The 15,396-nt window shown below is 41.4% G+C and carries 16 protein-coding genes; all 16 read right to left on the bottom strand.

Going from position 1 to position 15,396, the window contains the following annotated elements; genetic code table 11:
* Window positions 1-98 precede the first annotated feature (98 nt).
* Window positions 99-800: a hypothetical protein gene (locus FYJ45_RS01480; protein ID WP_154463138.1), complete on the bottom strand. Its 702-nt coding sequence runs from the start codon at window positions 798-800 to the stop codon at window positions 99-101.
* A gap of 210 nt (window positions 801-1,010) precedes the next feature.
* Window positions 1,011-1,496 (bottom strand): D-glycero-alpha-D-manno-heptose-1,7-bisphosphate 7-phosphatase, encoded by a 486-nt coding sequence (locus FYJ45_RS01475; protein ID WP_154463137.1) that lies wholly within the window; start codon window positions 1,494-1,496, stop codon window positions 1,011-1,013.
* Window positions 1,493-2,089, bottom strand: a complete 597-nt coding sequence (locus FYJ45_RS01470; RefSeq protein WP_154463136.1) for a D-sedoheptulose-7-phosphate isomerase — start codon at window positions 2,087-2,089, stop codon at window positions 1,493-1,495. The genes FYJ45_RS01475 and FYJ45_RS01470 overlap by 4 nt, the downstream gene beginning before the upstream one ends.
* Window positions 2,090-2,106: 17 nt before the next feature.
* On the bottom strand, window positions 2,107-2,511 hold the full coding sequence (locus tag FYJ45_RS01465) for a bifunctional heptose 7-phosphate kinase/heptose 1-phosphate adenyltransferase (protein WP_154463135.1): 405 nt from the start codon (window positions 2,509-2,511) through the stop codon (window positions 2,107-2,109).
* A 290-nt stretch (window positions 2,512-2,801) separates the two neighbouring features.
* Window positions 2,802-3,197 (bottom strand): NAD-dependent epimerase/dehydratase family protein, encoded by a 396-nt coding sequence (locus tag FYJ45_RS01460; RefSeq protein ID WP_154463134.1) that lies wholly within the window; start codon window positions 3,195-3,197, stop codon window positions 2,802-2,804.
* A gap of 34 nt (window positions 3,198-3,231) precedes the next feature.
* The gene (locus tag FYJ45_RS01455; protein ID WP_154463133.1) at window positions 3,232-3,408 is read right to left on the bottom strand and encodes a hypothetical protein; all 177 of its coding nucleotides are present in this window, start codon (window positions 3,406-3,408) and stop codon (window positions 3,232-3,234) included.
* Window positions 3,409-3,725: 317 nt separating this feature from the next.
* The gene (locus tag FYJ45_RS01450; protein ID WP_195841600.1) at window positions 3,726-3,950 is read right to left on the bottom strand and encodes a hypothetical protein; all 225 of its coding nucleotides are present in this window, start codon (window positions 3,948-3,950) and stop codon (window positions 3,726-3,728) included.
* A gap of 244 nt (window positions 3,951-4,194) precedes the next feature.
* Entirely contained in the window at window positions 4,195-4,620 is a 426-nt protein-coding gene (locus tag FYJ45_RS01445; RefSeq protein WP_154463132.1) for a DNA-processing protein DprA, read from the bottom strand.
* Window positions 4,621-4,738: 118 nt separating this feature from the next.
* Window positions 4,739-6,778 (bottom strand): glycoside hydrolase family 20 zincin-like fold domain-containing protein, encoded by a 2,040-nt coding sequence (locus FYJ45_RS01440; protein ID WP_154463131.1) that lies wholly within the window; start codon window positions 6,776-6,778, stop codon window positions 4,739-4,741.
* Between the two features lie 12 nt (window positions 6,779-6,790).
* Window positions 6,791-8,839, bottom strand: a complete 2,049-nt coding sequence (locus FYJ45_RS01435; protein ID WP_195841599.1) for an alpha-amylase family protein — start codon at window positions 8,837-8,839, stop codon at window positions 6,791-6,793.
* A 14-nt stretch (window positions 8,840-8,853) separates the two neighbouring features.
* Window positions 8,854-9,660: a carbohydrate ABC transporter permease gene (locus FYJ45_RS01430; RefSeq protein ID WP_195841598.1), complete on the bottom strand. Its 807-nt coding sequence runs from the start codon at window positions 9,658-9,660 to the stop codon at window positions 8,854-8,856.
* A gap of 46 nt (window positions 9,661-9,706) precedes the next feature.
* Entirely contained in the window at window positions 9,707-10,588 is an 882-nt protein-coding gene (locus FYJ45_RS01425) for a carbohydrate ABC transporter permease (RefSeq protein ID WP_154463128.1), read from the bottom strand.
* 72 nt (window positions 10,589-10,660) lie between these two features.
* On the bottom strand, window positions 10,661-12,073 hold the full coding sequence (locus FYJ45_RS01420) for an ABC transporter substrate-binding protein (protein WP_154463127.1): 1,413 nt from the start codon (window positions 12,071-12,073) through the stop codon (window positions 10,661-10,663).
* A gap of 40 nt (window positions 12,074-12,113) precedes the next feature.
* Window positions 12,114-13,067, bottom strand: coding sequence for a D-2-hydroxyacid dehydrogenase (locus tag FYJ45_RS01415; protein ID WP_154463126.1), 954 nt, complete (start codon window positions 13,065-13,067; stop codon window positions 12,114-12,116).
* Between the two features lie 12 nt (window positions 13,068-13,079).
* Window positions 13,080-13,982 (bottom strand): sugar phosphate isomerase/epimerase family protein, encoded by a 903-nt coding sequence (locus tag FYJ45_RS01410; RefSeq protein ID WP_154463125.1) that lies wholly within the window; start codon window positions 13,980-13,982, stop codon window positions 13,080-13,082.
* Window positions 13,983-13,999: 17 nt separating this feature from the next.
* On the bottom strand, window positions 14,000-15,349 hold the full coding sequence (locus FYJ45_RS01405) for a glycerate kinase type-2 family protein (protein WP_330588479.1): 1,350 nt from the start codon (window positions 15,347-15,349) through the stop codon (window positions 14,000-14,002).
* Window positions 15,350-15,396 lie beyond the last annotated feature (47 nt).

Below are 15,396 nucleotides of genomic sequence, written 5' to 3'. Positions count from 1 at the left end.
TACCGATAGTTCTCTGTAAAGGGCTTTTTCGCAACCCTATTTTTTTGAAACCACACAATTTAATTTATTACTTGGAAATAATGTTCAGCCCAAAACTATCAGGTTCTGGGTGAGGTTGCAGCCGGTACTGCTTCAAGAGAAGCGCCCTTGGCTACTATAAAGGTTACATTTACAGCACCACCAAATGCAGGAAGTGCGATTGCGACCATACCATTCTTAATAACTACAGGTACAGCTACCCATGTACCGTCAGCTCTCTGGTATAATGCCTGAATGGTTTCACCTTCAGCCAGAGTAGTGCCGCCAAGGATTTCTGCAAGCGCAAATGCTGCGGAAACAGATCCACTGTGAGCAACTGCTTCACCAGCAGCTGTTGTCAGACCAACAGTAACGTTGTTAACAACATTCAGGTTGCCATATCTGTCTGTCAGAGACAGGGCATTCCTGCCGGTGAAATTAATTACCTGTGTTTTTCTGGAAGCAAGTGCTGCTGCCAGAGATGCTGCAGCGGCCTGAGCCTGACTTGCAGTAGCAGGTGCTACCACCATTGCTACTGCAGCAGGATCCACCACCTGTCCGCCAACGGTTTTGAAGGTTGTACCAGGAAGAACTGCTGACTTTTCACTGCTGACAGATGTAGCCTGTACTGCAACATTGTTGCCTGCTGTTCCGACAGTAGGGTTAACTACCACCTGCGCAACGGGCTCTTTTTGGATGGACGGACTAGGCGCCGCCATCGCTGTCATGCCCATAGAGCATGCGAGAATTACTGAAAGAACAATTGCCACTTTCTTTTTCATGTCAATCATCCCCCTTTCTTAGTTTTTGTGTGTGGTTTCTTTATATTAACATCCGGTCGGCCGGACGCTAATACCATTCATTCAAATACTTGTTATAGTTATTTCCAGAAGAAAAGTTGAGCACTAATAGTTATATTTTTTTGCTATTTCAAAAGCAGCTTTCTTTAAATCTTCTGCATATTGAATATTATGGAATTTTTCCAATTTTACTTATTTAATAATATTTTCATTTTCGTTATTTCCAATTAAGAATCCATGACATGCTGTATCTTTACAAATAGAACAATCACGTAACTTGTCACCAATAGAAAAACTATCTTTTAAATCAATATCAAATGTTTTAATTGCCTCTTCAAATAAACCTATCTGAGGTTTGCGACACTGACAGTCTATGCGATATTTGTCTATTTTTGCATCTGGATGATGTGGACAATAGTAGGATGCATCTATTGGAACATTTTTAGACATAAGCATTTTGATCATCCAATCATTCAATAAATGGTATTGCCTTTCAGAATAATATCCCCGGGCTATTCCTGATTGATTAGTAATTATAATTAATAAGAAACCCAAATTTCGAAACATATTAAGTGCACTGATTACACCTGGTAAAAGTTCAAATGCATCTATTTCATACAGATAGCCCTTATCTACATTTATAGTACCATCTCTATCCAAAAAAATTGCTTTATTCAATTCCTATAAACCTCAATCATCGCATTTTCGATAAGTCCACATAAAATATGGTATAAACATTCATGAACCTCCTGTATATGTGTTGTTACATCCGAAGGCGCAATAATACATAAATCACATATATCTTTTAATTTGCCACCGTCTTTGCCGGAAAATAAATATGCCTTTCCTCCAATTTCATGTGCTTTTTCAACCGCCTTAATTATGTTCTTTGAATTTCCACTTGTTGAAATACCAATAAGTACATCCTTATCTGTCATCAAACCTTCAACTTGCCTCGAAAAAACCTGGTCATATCCATAGTCATTAGCAATAGCTGTCATCGTTGCAACATCAGCATTAAGCGCAATTGCATTATATGCTTTTCTCTCTTTTTGAAACCTTCCAACAATTTCACCAGCAAAATGTAATGCATCACTTGCTGAACCACCATTACCACATAACAAAATCTTACCGCCTTTTTTTAACGTCTCAGTAATCTGGTCCGCCATTAATTCCAATGTTTTTAATATTTCAAAGTTGTCAAGAACTTTTTGTTTCGCTTCGATAGAATCCTGGATTTCTCCTATAATTTTTTCCTGGATACAACTCATTTTATTGCTCCTTTACACTACACTTCAAGAAATCGGACAATATTCTCTTCCATTTCTGTTGTAAGAGAATATAAATCATTATAATCAATTCTGGCAATCTGTTGATCGTTACCTACAACTCTTGTCTTATTTATTGTTTTTAAAGAATAACTGCGTAACAGATATTGACAATTAATTCCCCACTCTTTTAGCATTTCATGTAAGCTATCCCCATCTTGGTCCATTCCAAACGTAAATATCACAGAAACTTCGGAACCAAGTGCAACTGCATTACGTGCAACATTTCCAGCGCCACCTAAACATTGCATAATTTTAAATGATTCTATCACCGGTACAGGTGCTTCAGGTGAGATTCTACCTACCTTGCCATATATGTATGTATCAAGCATTGCATCGCCTATAATGAGTACTTTGTTAGACATTTCTTTTGCTCCTTTTCTTTAGGAAACTTTCTATAATCTGCTTTGTTTCCCGCCAACCATAGAAAATAGTCTCTTGAGCCGACAAATCCATTTCTTTATGTGCCTTTACCATCCATGCCCAAGCATTGTAAATCCCCTGGCTAATAATCTGAGCTACAATTAATCCCCATACACCATAGTGAAACCATCCCATAAAAATAAACGATAAAACCACACATCCAATTGATGATATTAAAAAAGCTTTAATGTACGGAATTCTATTTGTACATGAAAAATAGGATGTATAACAATTACGAAATTTTCCAACCAGTATGCTCCATAAAACGCATAGAATCTATTCCAGACCAAAGACTGATATCCTGTTTTTCCAGAATAACTTCCGGCCTTCCGTAACCAAACTTCTCGGAAACATCAGCTACAACGTCCGCAATTTCTGTTAAAGTATATCTGCACCGATCCCATCCCATATTGTATACTTTTTCCCACTTAGGCGAGCTCAATAACATAGACACAATACCTTCGGCAGCATCTTCAGCATCAATAAATGAAATCTCTTTCAGATAAGACTGAAAACGTTCACGTTCTTCAACCAGAACAGGAAACAGATGATATACATGCTTCGCTTCCTGATATACATTCTGGAAACTGACTAGCCGCCCCAACAGCAGTTCTATCTGTCGGCACATAATCCGCCTTCTGTTTTGTGCAAAGGAGTGTCTCCTACTCATTCATTATCATTTCCGCTCGTTCAATATCCATGCCTGCAAAAACCGGGTGCGCCATCCTCACCATCTGATAGCTGTCCCATCTGGTGTCTTTGACAATTCCGGTAAAGGAGCAGCCGAACACATCCTTCAAGCCGAAATCCGGCCGTCTGCACCCTGCATTCCGAACCATTTACAGTCCTCCCCGCCACAGTCCAAGGTCACCTGATTAAAATACTTCCAGTTTCTCACTCTGGAAGCATAGTAATTTTCTTTGCTCTCATAGATGCTCCTTTTAGGCTTCTTTCTTTTTGAAGAATCCTGTCATTTTCAGCAGGAGGTCATCTGAGGGATAGTAATGTACCACCACTGTTTAGAGGCGGCCAGGATGAATCCGACAGGGTTGGAAACCAGGCTCATAAGGGCGAGCAGGAAGTTATTCCCTATGGATTTTACTAGGAGGAGTTATGCATGATCTTCTCGTAACTCTGGAAGCCTATGAATTTATCCTCACCGAAGCCAAGGACCGCCTTCGGCTGTACATTTCCGCAGCTTACGGTATCGGGCAACGTCCGCATCCATGTTGCGCTGGAACATTTCATTCAATACGATTGTCAGGTCATTGGCGAGGGTGCCGAAGTTGCTGCTGTCATAGCAGTTGTTAGCAGAAGAGCTGAATTCCAGCGGGCTGATGCTTACAATATAGGAAATGGGAGCCGCGTAATCTGCCGGCATATATCCGCCCAGCTTGCCGACATTCCTGGCAACTCACCTGTGGTACTGTAGAAGACCAATACGTTCCTTTCTTTTGATTTATATCGCTTCTTCTTGCATGGATGTCTAGCGTTATCCTCTTTTGATGTAATAAAAACACATTGATATTTTTCAAATATCCAAGCCCATTCATTTAATTCCGTATCAATACTGTCAACATCCACCACAAGCCCCTTTAATTCAGTAATACATCGAAACATAGCTATCACCCCTCAATTACCATTGGCTGCTTCCAGTCTGTTCCTTCATCGTCCGGCAATTTTTTCTTCATAATTTTCTGAGTTTCTTCTAAATAATCTGCCAATGTCTGCTGCACTGTTTCTGTTTTTTTCTTCATCTTAAAGATATTATTATCTGCCAAAACCTTTAACACATCCATAGGACTTTTCACAACGGCAGCCCCATTCTTGACATATTTCTGAGCCCATGTAATCTTCGGAATACTTAGCACATTTTCCGGAATGATAATCTGACGCCCTTGTTTAAATGCAAAATCTGCCTGCTTTAACGCTCCTGAAGTCTCCCCAGCTTCCATAATTACTGTAGCCAGGGAAAGCCCGCTCATAACTCCATTACGCAAAGGAAAAAACCAACATACTGTCTGACCTAATATGAAAACTGTAAATAACATTATTATTACATCTAATCCTGGTATAAATCATTACTAATAAGAGAGCTATTCAGAGAAAAGGGGCTATCCCTTTACTGATAGCCCCTTTCTCTGACAAATATTCCATTAATATATAAATCTACTTTTCCATAGCTAACAACACATCCAGTTTTACCTGCTCATTAAACCGTTCTACATCCACACAGCCGCATAATCTTGTCAGAACCTGCGGTTTATACATTTCCTTTGACTTACGGGAATACATCTTCCAATAGCCTTCCGCCTGCTTAAGCAATGCTACTGCTTCTTCCTGCTGTGATGCTTCTCCGGTCATCCTGTACATACAAAGTGAAACTGCTGCACGAATTTTCAGGGAGTAATAATACCCAAGGTAGCCTAATGCCTGGATATCGTTCAGCGTATTCATAAGTTCTTTTCCTGCCGTGCCCTCTTCAAGCAGCTTTCCCACACCTTCCAAAGCTGTTTCCGCGTGATTCCAAATAGACTCAGCCTGCTCCAGGGGCGTTATCTTGTCGCTGTTTTCATCTGCCGCCTTTTCTCTGCAATATTCCTCCACAGATAAATAGTTATCTCCCGGCACACTACGGCAGGAAATGAATTCATTAATGTCTGCGAATACCAGCTTATCGGTCTGAGGTTCATACATACAGCAGCCTTCCGGATACCACTGGAAGTCAAAATCATGCCAGTGTGTACAATTAACCTCCGGTACAATATCGGACGCCACTTTCCACGTATCATACAGAAGCTGTTCTTGATTAATTCCGAAATAGTTCTTTATCTCGTGCTCAAAATATTCTCTGGGCAGCTGTAGGTTATAGGAAAGCTGCCCCCAGATCATAAACATATACCACATTTTGGCTATGAATAATGGATGAGACATATCATGCTTATCCATATAATCCCGTCCCCAGGTATATCCATCAGGTCCCATATAAAAGCCCTGCATACAGGAAACCGGCATCTGTTTCAAATACTCATAGGCAAATTCGGGATCACCCCAGCGATACATATAGAAATCATCATTTCTTACAGTCAGCCATATTTTAACGTCCGGATTCTTTTCTTCTAAGAAATCATCAATAAATGTTGGTCTGGTATTGGAATACATATGTGCCTGTGAATATTTAAAGCTAATTTCAAAAGGACACGGAAATTCTTCAAATTCTTTCATTATGCTGTCATATCTGGTCATCTGCATTCTGTGAATAAAGCGGAACGGCCGCTCCGGTGTCTCCGCCAGAACGTCCCGGATGCCTCTTCCATAGGAATCTGCAATAAAAGGCACATCCGTTTCATCCCGGAACATATCTTCTCCAGCAGTCACGCCTATTCCCGCCAGCAAAGGATAGGTATGCATCAATGCCTTGGTTCCGCAATATATATAATCCTTTGTTACAGGATTGTCCTGTCTGTCCGTGATTCCATACGGATTATGCTCCGTCCCAAAAGAAAACAGGTTCCAGGTAAAGATCATCACCTGAATACAACGCGCCTTCGCATATTCCATCACCCATTGCCAAAAGCTTATTTTCTCGTCAATACCTATTTTTTTAACAGTTACCAGACTGTTTTCAAAATCCGGGGAATACATATTTCTTCCTTCCAGGGAAGCTTTAAACGGCCTTGTAGTTCGTTTCACATCATCCAGTGATACCAGTGGATATTCCGGAATTCTTACCAGGGAAGGAAATGGTGATAACGTCCATAAAGACAGCGTATTATATTTATTCAGCGCCATCCTGTCCAAAAATTCCGTCCAGAAATTAGGATCCCACATATTTTCTATATTATGTGATGCGGAATCTGATGCGTCAGAGTAGCTGGGAGTTCTGGCATCCAGCGGAATATTGAATTTGATTCCCCTGCTTTTAATATAAGGTGTCACAGAAGCCGGCTGGATCCCTTTGATGCCGCCGTTATGCTCCACCTTTTTAGCGAGATCAAGAACTCCATACATAACTCCGGCTTCGTCGCCGCCAATAATTTGAAATCTGTCTCCTTCAACTGTCAGATGATATCCCTGTTCTTCTATAGTATCGTCCTGTTTTACCTCCAGCTGCAACACCTTATCGTCAGAGAGGACCTTTTCCAATTCCCCTAAAGCAAATTTGACTGCATCCGTTACACAATAATCATTCCTAATTAAGCTAAGCATATTTTTATCCCCCTATTTTAAGTCAATGGACAACATATCCCATACTTCCAGCTTATCTAATAATATTTCCACTCTGCCTGCAGATTCTTTGTATGAAACATTTTCTTCTCCAATTACAGATCTTACAGCCATAACATGTTTTTTCTCAGGTATTGCAATACTGCAGCTTAGCGAATATACCGGAATTGTATCCATCAACGGTCTTTGTCCTGTTTCATTAACAAGATGAACCAGGATCTGATTATCCTTTTCATATAAGGTTGTCTGTATTCCTGAGGGCATATTTGTTTTCAGCAGCATATCCTCTCCGGACAGCAGCTTTATCATATTGTAAGCCATCCGGTAGTGATCCTTCAGATGAAATGATGCAGCCAGCATATGATAATTGAAAGGAATCAGCAGCACTTTTCCGCTTCCATAACTATGCAGCATTGCCAGCGGTATATCTGTAACAGGTGTAGGTATGGATGCTCTTTCAGGCGGCGCACCGACTACTTCCATAGGGGCAAACGGAGGTACAAGAGTCATCAAAACTTCTGTCTCCCGGAACGGAATACAGTAATTTACCTCTCCCCTGAATGCGGCTTTATCTGTATCCATTCCTTCCTTTATTGGTGCGCCTTTCCCTTCAAAACGCATATAGCTGGCATACAGATATTCTCCCTTCTGGACATTTTTTTCCACACCGAAAAAGTCGGCCAGCTGCGTTATTTCATCCGGTTCGCATCGTTCCGCAAGCAAACTTCCGCCGGCGGATACATAAGCTGCGAGAACCTTATCCAGGCCATCCTTCACAGGAAAGCCCTCTGGTATAATTACCGCTTTATATGTCATCAGCCGTTCCTTATTAATGCGATAATCATGCATCAAATCAAACTGAATATGTTCCTTCATCAAAATATCGGCCCAGTTTTTCCCAGCTTTTGAACCGTTCCATAAAAGCAGGACGTCCGCCTTGCTTTTAGCGCCATGCATATCCTGTTCACATTTCACGATCATTTTATCAACAGCCGTTATTGTATGTATGATTCGCTTATCAGTAATCGTATCATTATAGCCGGTTACCGAATGCCAGATAGTTCCATTTGCCGCAGGCACCTGACACATCCAGGGGAGATATTCGTTTTCCGGAAGCCCCACATGTCTCCAGTCCATTCCCGGACAGGAATGAATAATTCCAAAAGGCAACAGTTCACCATCCTCGGTCTGCCCGGCTTTCATGGACAGCACCGGATGAATTGTTTCCGGAATCTCATTGATGCCATTGCTTAAAACATTCTGTGATTCCGTACATATCAAATCCGCCGTAGCATATCTGTCATAAATGTTATCTCTGTCAAACCTTCCAAATGCCTTTGTTTTGGAAGTAAACGGACAATAATATAAAATCATAGGAACTTCCGGCCTTACATCTTTTATGGCTTTATAGATAACACCGATATTTTCCTTGGTACAATAGGAAAGCCAATCCGATTCAAAATCATCCGGATTGTCCGGCATTTCTTTTCCATATTTCTGAAGATATTTTTCCTGGCACCTTTCACAAAAACAAGCGGAAGCAAAAGGTGCGTTAAAGAATATCCCATCTATATCATAGTTTTCCAGAACCTCTTTGATGACAGGAACTCCTACTTCCTCATTCCTGTATCCCCCAGTTGCACAGGTATTCAAAAACAGACTCCAGTTTCCCATCCTTTTTTCTCCCCTATAGTAGGGGCTTTTATCCTTATGCCTTGCAAACCACTGGGGCTTTTGCTGATATGTGGTATCATCCGTAATACTGAAGTCAAACCTGGCCACGAATTTAATATTCCTTTTATGAAACGCATCAATCCATTCCTGAAGCAAATCCCGTCCTTCCGGAAGAAACTCATTGACATGATGATATTTAACCTTACTCCGGTACCAGGCATAGATTCCGCCTACATTCATTACTACCACATTGGCAGCCATTTCTTCCGTTTCCCTGGCTATTTTTTCTGCATCCATTCCGGGCGTATCACGAACCTGCAAATTATACTGCAAAACTCTCATAGGTTCTTTCCACCATACATTCCCCATAGTTTTATCCTCCATCAGCCCTTAACCGCTCCGGCTGCAACTCCTTTAATTATATTTTTCTGTAATAAGAAATATAAAATCAAAATCGGTATTATTGTAAGCAGATAGGCAGCAAATGCGAGCTCCCACTTATTTCCATATTCTCCCGTAAAATAAAACTGTGATAATGCAATTGTCCGCAGATTTGACTTAGTAAGCATCATTCTAGGGAAAAGGAAATCATTCCACAAACTTAATGCATCCAGAACAATAATTGTGGTTGTAATAGGTTTTAGTATCGGAAATAACACTCTCCAGTATAATGTCCATACACTGGCACCATCAATCTTTCCTGCTTCAAGTATCTCTCCTGAAATCCCCCTGATAAAACCTACATACAGAAATACAGCCATAGGCATATTACGTCCACAATAATAAATAATCATTCCAAGCAGTGAATTTGTCATATGGATATCGGTCATCAGCTTAACAAGCGGCACCAGCGCTGTATAAAAAGGAATCATAATGCCACACAGGAAAAAGATATAAAGGAAGCTGTAGAATTTGGTATTCTTTGACCAGGCGATGATATAAGACGCCATGCCGGAGCATACTACGATTCCAAGAAGACTGACTGCTGTAATAATTAATGTATTTAGGAACACCCTTTCATAGCCCATAATTTCCCAGGCCTTTGCAAAGTTCTCAAAATGGAGCTCTGAGGGGAAGGTATTCGGGCTTATCAATGCTTCTTTTGTAGATTTCAGTGAGACAAAGATCATAATAAGAAAAGGATAAAGGGTAACAGCCGTTACAAGGATCATAATCACTTCAATAATCATTGTCTTTATTTTCTTGCTGCTCAGCTTCTTTTTATCTGTTTCGGCTTTAGTAATTGATGTCATTTTCCCGCCTCCTTAATACAAGCATCTGGAATAACGTAATTGCTACAATAATCAGGAAAAGAATTACACCCAGGGCAGATCCATATCCGGCTCTTTTGTTTGTAAAAGATTCATTATATATAGTCATTGAGATCAATTCGCTTGCCCGTCCGGGACCGCCACCTGTTAAAGCAAAGAGCAGGTCATATTCCTTAAAAGCTCTTTCTACGGAAAGTACCATATTAATAGTAAAAGCAGGGGCAATCAACGGAAACGTAACATAGCGGAATTTTTTCCAGCCGGTAGCTCCGTCTATATCTGCCGCTTCATAAAGAGACTGATCAATATTCTGCAGGCCTGCAATATAAATAACCATATACCAGCCCGCCATCTTCCAGGTGGCTACTAAAATCCCCATTGCCAAGACGAAATCCTTGCTTCCCAGAAGATTATTGGCCATAACATTAATTCCCAGAATTTTTCCCAATGCTGCAACCGGTTCGCCAAATACAAACTTAAATATGTATCCTACTACCAGGGAACTCAGGACAGCAGGTACGAAAAGCAGGGCGCGCATCAAATTTTTTCCTCTTGTCAGCCTTTCCAGGCCCACAGCAAAAATAAGTCCAAGGACATTCAGTAAAATCATAGAAAAAAATGCATATATGAATGTATTGGCTAATGGCTCAAGCACATACTTATCTTTGAATATACTGAAATAATTCTCAAAACCTATAAAACTCATATTCAGATCTATTCCGTTCCAGTTCGTAAAGCTATAGTAAATCCCGCCTATAAGCGGATATACAACAAACAGACAGAACAGGGCCAGCGCCGGTAACACCAGCATAAATTCTACTATTGTCGTCTTTAACTTTGGTTTCATTGCGCACCTCCCAAAAAGTACGGGCTGTCAGAATATGTTCCAACAGCCCGAAACATGTACAGCTAATCAGTATTACTTATCTTTGTAGTTAGCCAGGAAATTCTCAACCCATGCTGGATCAGCTTCCATTAATCTTGTATGCTCTTCCTGAATCTTATCGGCTACAGATTTGGCATCTTCACCGGCAAACCAGTTCTGCTGGCCTGTCTTCATAATTTCTTTCACACCGGGAATCCACTGACGGGATAAAATGGGGCTGTTAGGCAGCTCATCGTTCTTTAAAATACTGTAAATAAGGTCAAACGCAGGATCCAGTTCCATCTGGTTATCCTTTGTAGTAGGAAGGTAAGCCGCCGTACTCGTAAGAATTGTTGCCCCTTCAGCGGATGTAATAAAATCAAGAAAATCAAAACACAGCTCTTTGTTTTTTGCACTCTTGGTAATACTGATTCCTGAGTCAAATCCGGAAATAATCGTCTGATCCGCCGGATCATCCGTAAATGCGGAAGGAAGCAGCAGAATATCCAATTCAGGATCCAGTTCCTTCAGAGTTCCAACTTCACCGGCAACCTGGAAGTAAATAGGAGACTCACCAGTAATAAATTTCTTTCTCATACCATCAGCGCCGGTTCCAAGGGCGTCATCACCGATGTAGGGAAGCATTTCAGAATATTTATTGAACATTTCCATATAAAGATCATCATTCCAAGCGGCGTTTCCTCTGAGAATATCTGCATACCAGTTGGGATTCTGTCCGTAAATTGCCTGGTAAATATACTGGAAAGTCCACGCAGTTACCGCTGAAGCATCCTGGCCAGCAAGGCTTACCGGCTTCTCAATACCGGCATCCACACATTTCTGAAATAAATCCAGAAGATCCTGCCAGCATTTAGGATAATTATCATGATTCAGTTCAATACCGGCTTCCTTCAGAACACCATTATTTACAATAATAGCTGATACTGAAAGATTCATAGGGAACGCATATACATCACCGTTATAGGAAATAAGTTCTCTGTCACCCTCGACCAGTCTGTCCAGAAGACCTGAATCCGTTAAAGGTTCAAGATAACCATTCGCAGCATATCCCTGCTCCACTGAACCAACCTGTGCAATATACATATCCGGCAGCGTATCAGCTGCAATCCAGCCTGTCATCATCGTTTCAAAATCTGTAACTGTCTGAGTCACAATAATATCAAGATTTACATTTGGATTTTTTTCCTGGTAAAGCTTCAGAATCTGCTGCAAAGCCTCGGATTCCATCGCACCGCAGGCAATAGTAATTGTCCCTTCAAAAGGCTCCTGTTCACTTCCTGTCTCCGCCGAAGCTTCCTGTGTGTCGGCTGCCGGAGCCTCACTCGATACTTCTGCCGCTGCGGGTGCACTGCTCTCAGCTGTCCCACCGTTCCCCCCGGATCCGCAGGCAGTCAGCCCCAACGTCATTGCTACCGCCAAAATAGTTGCCAGTACTTTCTTCTTCATAAGTTTTCCCCTTTTCTTAAATAGTTTTTATAATAGTTACTTAATTAACTACATTCGTCCACTTACCGTCTGCAAATGCCTTCAAATTAGAAACCGCGACATCCATCAGCCTTTGTCGGCTTTCCTTAGGTGCCCATGCAATATGGGGCGTTATGATACTGTTATAGCAGCCAAGCAGCGGATTGTCCGGCAGAATCGGCTCTGTGGATACCACGTCACAGGCCGCTGCGTAAACCTTTTTCTTCCTCAGTGCATCCGCCAAATCTTCTTCCTTAATTAATGGTCCGCGACTCGTATTGATGATAATAACCCCATCCTTCATCTTACTGATGTTTTTCTTATTGATTATTCCTTCTGTTTCAGGGAACAGCGGACAATGCAATGAAATCACATCAGACTGTGCAAGAAGTTCATCTAAAGCAACATATTCTCCGATTTCTTTCCCGCTTTTATTCTGATTGGCATCATAGGCCAATACCTGCATTCCAAATGCTTTTGCCAGTTTACCTACAGCCTGTCCGATTCGGCCAAATCCTATAATTCCCATTTTCTTATCCGCCAGTTCAATCAGCGGATACTTCCAGAAGCACCAATCAGGATTATTGGACCACTCCCCTTTTTTAACGGCGTCTGAATGCTCTGCAATATGATGGCAGATTTCCAGAAGCAGGGCAAAGGTCATTTGTGCAACAGCTGTAGTTCCATAGGTCGGAATATTGCATACTGGAATTCCCCGTTCTCTTGCTGCTTTTATATCAATTACGTTATAACCTGTAGCCAGCACCCCAACATATTTAATTTGGGGACAGGCCTCAAACACACCTCTGTCTAATGGAGTTTTATTAACAATTACTGCATCGGCATCGCCAATTCTTTCGATTACTTCTTCTTTGGGAGTCCTGTCATATACCGTTAATTCCCCCAGTTCTTCAAACCCCTCCCAGCTTAAATCACCAGGATTTTCCGTATACCCATCTAAAATTACTATTTTCATAACTGCCCCTTTCTAATCTTCCAAAAGTGCCCATGCTCTATTGATTACCCTTTTTGTTCCTGCAAGTATTAAATCTCCATCTTCTCCTTTCCAAGGCTTTACTTCAAAGGATAATACATAAGGAGCTTCAGCATTTAAAAATCCTTCTTCCTTAAGAACCCGGAAGAAATCCAACAATTGTGCGATATCATTAGCGCTTTCAGGAAATCCGAATCTGGGATGCTGGTCCCCATATGCTTCACAACCCTTCTTCACCACCGCGTTTCCAATATGGAAATGTGTAATATAAGGTCTCAACGTCTGAACTACGAATTTGGATGTTTCGTATGTTGTAGGAAAATGAGATAAATCCACAATCAACCCAAAGTTACTGCACATACTCCTCATATCCGCCGCAAATTTTGCCGCATATGGTGCAGGCCCGATTAGCGCTGCTTTATCCATATCGTAATCAAATACTTCCAATTCTACAAACATTCCTTTACCGGCGGCGTAATCGCATACATTTTTAGTCGTTTTCAGCAGTTGCCGGTAAGCCTGATCTTTTGTTTTTTCTTCCCATTTTCCCGCCAGAAAGGCAATCCCCTTTGCCCCCAGCATTTCAGCCTCATCTACAGCTTCCAAAAGAGTTCTCTCTGCCTGCAGCCTGCCTTCTTCATCCACATTATTGGGATTCAATCCGGGGCCAAGCAACCTGGGCTGCGCTCCATAACAGACTTTCATGTGGGCCTGTTCAAGCATTCTGCCTGCCGCTTCGCGTACGGAATCCTCCTTTATCTGTGTTACTTCCAATGCATCGAAAAATTCATCACAGCAGATGGTCTTTATGGAATCCAAGACTTCATAATCCGCCGGTGGATGGCTCATCCATTGAATCGTCCCAATTTGAAAATACTTATGAATTGAATCTTTCATTAACCATACCTCCCATTTTATTTACAAAGAATGACTGCTATGTCATTCACATTTGTCCCCGTTGCTCCGGTTCTGACCAAACCTCCCGTCTTCTCCAAAGCATGATAAGTATCATTATTTTTCAGTGCTTCCTCACAACTTATCCCCAATGCTTCCAGAGCTGCGCAGGTCTTCCCATCCACAATTCCCCCAGCAGCATCAGTAGGACCATCTGTCCCATCGGAACTGATTGAAAATATTACTACATTTTCCAAATCTCTGATTCCCTGTGCAGCACTTATTACAATTTCCTGATTTCTGCCTCCCTTTCCTTCGCCTGAAACTCTTACTATCGTTTCTCCTCCTACAATAATTGCACAAGGCGGTCTGAGGCTGTAGTCTTTCTTTTCCATTACCGTACGAGCTATCGAAGCGATAAACTTACCCGCTTCCTTTGCCTCACAATCTAACGTGTTCGATAAAATATAAGACTTGTATCCCAGTTCTTCTGCATATTTAGCTGCTGCCCTGCAAAACTCGCTTACGCTGCCTGTAAGATATGTTTCAACATTATCTACAATTCTTGGAGTCTCCTGCCCTAATGCAGAAAGAATATGCTGTTTTAGTTTTAAATTATACTTTTCAATAATGCTGAATGCTTCCTCGCATGTAGAGGTATCTGCAAATGCAGGTCCCGATGCTATCATATCCAGCTTGTCGCCCAGAATATCAGACAAAACAATTGCGCATATTCTTGCAGGCGCACAATACGCAGCAAACTTTCCCCCCTTAACATCCGACAGTCTTTTTCTTATGGTATTAATTTCAGTAATACTGGCTCCACATTTTAAACACTGCTGTGTTACTTCCTGTATATCCGCCAATGTAATTCCGGGTACTGGTTTTTCAAATAAAGAAGACCCTCCTCCTGACAATAGAAAAATAATATTATCTTTCTCCGTCAAACTTTTTACCATATCAATAATTTTCTGAGTCCCCATAATTGAATTACTGTCCGGAATTGGATGCCCTGCTTCAACAATTTCAAAACCGGGCAATCCCTGCTCTGCGTGGCCATACTTTGTTAAAATGATACCTTTTCTTATATGACTGCCCAAAATTTCCTGACAAGTATGAGCCATTTTCCATGCTGCTTTCCCCACTGCCACAACATATACATTTTCCATTGTTTCCACATGGCTTAATACAGTGCGGACCGCTTTGTCCGGCAATACTTCATTTATGGCTTTCCGGATGATTGTTTCAGCGTCCCTGTAGTCTGTTCTCATGTTTTTCTCTTGCACCTTTCGCTTTCCCGAACTAAGCAAGATATTGATTTGCTCTTCTGTTTTGTATAAACTAATTATAGCCATCTGTCTTTTTTTCATCTCGTCCCCCTTCACCAAAGATTTCATCTGTTTTTTGTGTTAGCAAC

Source organism: Eisenbergiella porci (genome assembly GCF_009696275.1).
In the GTDB taxonomy this organism is placed as follows: Bacteria; Bacillota; Clostridia; order Lachnospirales; family Lachnospiraceae; genus Eisenbergiella; species Eisenbergiella porci.
The sequence above is the reverse complement of the archived record's forward strand: the minus strand, read 5'-3'. Positions and strand labels throughout refer to the sequence as shown.

What these genes read in the sequence shown, in the direction of transcription:
- FYJ45_RS01480 (WP_154463138.1), bottom strand. Translation starts at nt 800, where the DNA reads ATGAAAAAGAAAGTGGCAATTGTTCTTTCAGTAATTCTCGCATGCTCT.
- FYJ45_RS01470 (WP_154463136.1), bottom strand. Translation starts at nt 2,089, where the DNA reads ATGAGTTGTATCCAGGAAAAAATTATAGGAGAAATCCAGGATTCTATC.
- FYJ45_RS01465 (WP_154463135.1), bottom strand. Translation starts at nt 2,511, where the DNA reads ATGTCTAACAAAGTACTCATTATAGGCGATGCAATGCTTGATACATAC.
- FYJ45_RS01460 (WP_154463134.1), bottom strand. Translation starts at nt 3,197, where the DNA reads ATGTGCCGACAGATAGAACTGCTGTTGGGGCGGCTAGTCAGTTTCCAG.
- FYJ45_RS01455 (WP_154463133.1), bottom strand. Translation starts at nt 3,408, where the DNA reads ATGGTTCGGAATGCAGGGTGCAGACGGCCGGATTTCGGCTTGAAGGAT.
- FYJ45_RS01450 (WP_195841600.1), bottom strand. Translation starts at nt 3,950, where the DNA reads ATGCCGGCAGATTACGCGGCTCCCATTTCCTATATTGTAAGCATCAGC.
- FYJ45_RS01445 (WP_154463132.1), bottom strand. Translation starts at nt 4,620, where the DNA reads ATGTTATTTACAGTTTTCATATTAGGTCAGACAGTATGTTGGTTTTTT.
- FYJ45_RS01440 (WP_154463131.1), bottom strand. Translation starts at nt 6,778, where the DNA reads ATGCTTAGCTTAATTAGGAATGATTATTGTGTAACGGATGCAGTCAAA.
- FYJ45_RS01435 (WP_195841599.1), bottom strand. Translation starts at nt 8,839, where the DNA reads ATGGGGAATGTATGGTGGAAAGAACCTATGAGAGTTTTGCAGTATAAT.
- FYJ45_RS01430 (WP_195841598.1), bottom strand. Translation starts at nt 9,660, where the DNA reads ATGATTATTGAAGTGATTATGATCCTTGTAACGGCTGTTACCCTTTAT.
- FYJ45_RS01425 (WP_154463128.1), bottom strand. Translation starts at nt 10,588, where the DNA reads ATGAAACCAAAGTTAAAGACGACAATAGTAGAATTTATGCTGGTGTTA.
- FYJ45_RS01420 (WP_154463127.1), bottom strand. Translation starts at nt 12,073, where the DNA reads ATGAAGAAGAAAGTACTGGCAACTATTTTGGCGGTAGCAATGACGTTG.
- FYJ45_RS01415 (WP_154463126.1), bottom strand. Translation starts at nt 13,067, where the DNA reads ATGAAAATAGTAATTTTAGATGGGTATACGGAAAATCCTGGTGATTTA.
- FYJ45_RS01410 (WP_154463125.1), bottom strand. Translation starts at nt 13,982, where the DNA reads ATGAAAGATTCAATTCATAAGTATTTTCAAATTGGGACGATTCAATGG.
- FYJ45_RS01405 (WP_330588479.1), bottom strand. Translation starts at nt 15,349, where the DNA reads ATGAAAAAAAGACAGATGGCTATAATTAGTTTATACAAAACAGAAGAG.